This is a genomic window from Shinella sp. JR1-6, assembly GCF_004284735.1.
GTDB lineage: Bacteria > Pseudomonadota > Alphaproteobacteria > Rhizobiales > Rhizobiaceae > Shinella.
In genome coordinates this window covers 1-2,707 of record NZ_SHMI01000091.1, presented here as the reverse complement: position 1 = coordinate 2,707, position 2,707 = coordinate 1, and the positions used below count along the sequence as shown (strand labels likewise).

Here is a 2,707-nt window from a genome sequence, read left to right as displayed (position 1 = left end):
TGTAAGCGCGATTTTCAGGTCCTGCCGTTGGATGAGGTTGGGTCGGCTTGTGTCCATCATGGAGGTTATGGACACAAGCGCGATGCTACCGTCGCATCATGGTGCGACCTGAGCCTTGGCGAAGTTGAAGGGTAGCAAGTCGGTAATGTCGTCCTCAGCCGGGCGCTGCGGCAGTTCGGTGAGAACGAAGCGCAGCCAGACGTATGGATCGATACCGCAGGCACGGCAGGTCAGCATGAGGCTGTAAACGACGGCGCTGGCTTTGGCACCGGCAGGCGTATCGCTGAACAGCCAGCTATTGCGTCCGGTGCAAAACGGCCTGATGTCGCGCTCAAGCAGGTTGTTGTCGATCGGCGCGTGTCCGTTTTCGACATAGCGGATCAGGTAATCCCACTGGTTGCGAGTATAGGAGATGGCCTTGCCAAGCTTGCCCTTGGGCAGCACCTTGGGGGCAATGTCGTCGAGCCATTTCCTGAGCGCCGCTAACACTGGAAGGCTATGCGTCTGACGGAGCCGTCGGGTAAGATCGGCACGCGTCTCACCCTTGGTCACGTCGGTTTCCCGCGCCAGCCGCTCCACCTTGTAGAGCGCCTCGAAGAAGGCCAGTGCCTGAAGCGGCGGTCCGCCTGGTTTCTTCATAGCCTTGAGCGCGTCGGTAAATTTTCGGCGCGCATGCGCCATGCAGCCATAATGAGTGGCGCCCTTGATCGTTCGCCAGGCCTCATAGCCGTCACTCATGAGCAGGCCGCGATAATCCCCGAGGAAGGCTTGCGGGTATTTCTGGCCACGGCCGGGCTGATAGTCGAACAGCACGATCGGTTCCTCGCTGTCCTGGCCGCTGCGATATGCCCACATGTAAGATGTATCCTGCGCCTGCCGGCCTTCCTCTTTCAGGACCTGGACGAAGGTCTCGTCGCCGTGGATCAGCGGCTGCAGCCGAAGTTTCTCCTTCATGGCATCGTAGATACGCTCAAGATGCAACTGGCTCGACCGGATCACCCAGTTGGCGATTGCCCCGCGGCTGAGAGATACGTTGGCACGGCCAAGGGCCTGCGACAGGCGATAGATCGGTGTGCCGTCGACATATTTGTTGGCCAGCATCAGCGCCAAGGTCGCCGGCGTTGCCACGCTCCCCGGCAAAGGCTGGGCTGGCATGGGCGCAAGCACCATCGGTGTCTTGATGCCGGTCCGGTCGCAATGGCGGCAGGCGTATTTGAACCGGACGTTCTGCAGCACTTTCGCCTTGATCTCGATATGCAGCTGCTCGCTCATCGCCTCGCCCATCCGGTGAAGCGGGTTTCGGCAGCACGGGCACAGTTTTCCATCTTCCGGCAGGTCGTATTCGACACGCTCGCGCGGAAGATCGGCTGGAAGAGGCCGGCGGCCTCGCTTGCTGCCCTCAGGCTTGTCCAGCTCCGGCAGGCCTGTGTCGGGAAGGTCGACGGTGTCGAGACCGTCAATGCCGGCGTCAAAATCGCCATCGATATCAGGGTCGGACCCGGCAGCCTGTTCCGCCTCGTTGAACAGGCGATCCATATGCTTTTCGCTGCTGGGCCCAAAGCGGTGCTGCTGCGCCAGCCGCAATTCTTCCTCCAGCGTGCTGACGCGCGCCTTCAACGCCGCGATTTCAGCCGCGTTCGCCGCAAGCTGTGCCAGCAAAGCTTCGACATCAGGAGGATTCGTACGAGTCATTCCAGTTTTGAATCGGAACACCTCACCGACGTCAACGATTTTTGGCCACGCCTATCCCGAAGACCGCTCGGGCAGCATGGGCGTATCGAAGTGCGCAGGAACCTGTGCCCCGGCACTGGCGTACTGCCGCAAAGGGTGTCGGGACACAGCTTCGATGTCGATGCCGTCGAGAAGCCAGTGAAGCTGTTCGGTCGTCAGATGCGCCACGGCGTCACGGCGATTTGGCCAGTAAAACCGGTCCTCTTCCAGGCGACGCAGGATCAAGACGAAGCCGGACCGATCAAAAAACAAAAGCTTCACCCGATCCCGGCGCCGATTGCAGAAAGCAAATACCGCCCGCTCGAACGGATTGAGACCCATCGACTGCTCGACCAGGATCGCCAGACTGTCGATCCCGGCGCGGAAGTCGATGGGATCGCGATGAAGATAAACCCGCACATCAGCCGACAGACGGAACATTGCCCAAAGCTCCGATCATGGCAGCCACCATGGACGCGTCGGTCAGATCCACCGACAGCGTGACACCGTTCGGCAGCGTGACCCTAGCTCTCAGCCCGGATACCGCGCCATCGCCGGCGGCAATAATCGATCGTTCCCGCCGTTCCGTCGGTGGATCGCCCAAACCTCTCGGTTTGCGATCGTCATCGGCAATGCGCTCAGCCCGTGCCTCTGCGACCGGAATAAACATCGACACTTCCGCCGGCGGCGCAGGCCCGGCCAAAACCGGCGCCTTCAACTTGCGATGCTTGCGGATCCACGTCCGTAGCAGATTCGCATTGATACCGTTCTCAAGCGCCAGTTTCGATATCGAAACCCCAGGCGTCAGGCAGGCTTCCAACAGCCTGGCTTTCGACGCCGGATCAAACTCGCGTTTCCCGCCGCGACCAGCATGCAATACCCGCAATAGTCGCGGCTCGATAACATCATCCATCGCATTGTGTCCATTACGTTGCTTGTGGACACAACCTGCCTAAGCGCTCCCCCGATTCATAGGTGACCCAAAAATCGCGGTTAC

The 2,707-nt window shown here is 60.3% G+C and carries 3 protein-coding genes; all 3 read right to left on the bottom strand.

The window, feature by feature from the left end; translation table 11 throughout:
• Window positions 1-96: 96 nt before the first annotated feature.
• Genes EXZ48_RS34350 through EXZ48_RS34340 form a run of 3 tightly spaced genes read right to left on the bottom strand, consistent with a single transcriptional unit; the run spans window position 97 to window position 2,623 of the window.
• Window positions 97-1,692, bottom strand: coding sequence for an IS66 family transposase (locus EXZ48_RS34350; protein ID WP_087747255.1), 1,596 nt, complete (start codon window positions 1,690-1,692; stop codon window positions 97-99).
• Between the two features lie 51 nt (window positions 1,693-1,743).
• Window positions 1,744-2,151: an IS66 family insertion sequence element accessory protein TnpB gene (tnpB, locus tag EXZ48_RS34345; RefSeq protein ID WP_087747257.1), complete on the bottom strand. Its 408-nt coding sequence runs from the start codon at window positions 2,149-2,151 to the stop codon at window positions 1,744-1,746.
• Window positions 2,132-2,623, bottom strand: coding sequence for a transposase (locus EXZ48_RS34340; protein ID WP_113033721.1), 492 nt, complete (start codon window positions 2,621-2,623; stop codon window positions 2,132-2,134). Before EXZ48_RS34340 ends, tnpB begins: the two co-directional genes overlap by 20 nt.
• Between the last annotated feature and the right edge of the window lie 84 nt (window positions 2,624-2,707).

What these genes read in the sequence shown, in the direction of transcription:
- tnpB (WP_087747257.1), bottom strand. Translation starts at nt 2,151, where the DNA reads ATGTTCCGTCTGTCGGCTGATGTGCGGGTTTATCTTCATCGCGATCCC.
- EXZ48_RS34350 (WP_087747255.1), bottom strand. Translation starts at nt 1,692, where the DNA reads ATGACTCGTACGAATCCTCCTGATGTCGAAGCTTTGCTGGCACAGCTT.
- EXZ48_RS34340 (WP_113033721.1), bottom strand. Translation starts at nt 2,623, where the DNA reads ATGGATGATGTTATCGAGCCGCGACTATTGCGGGTATTGCATGCTGGT.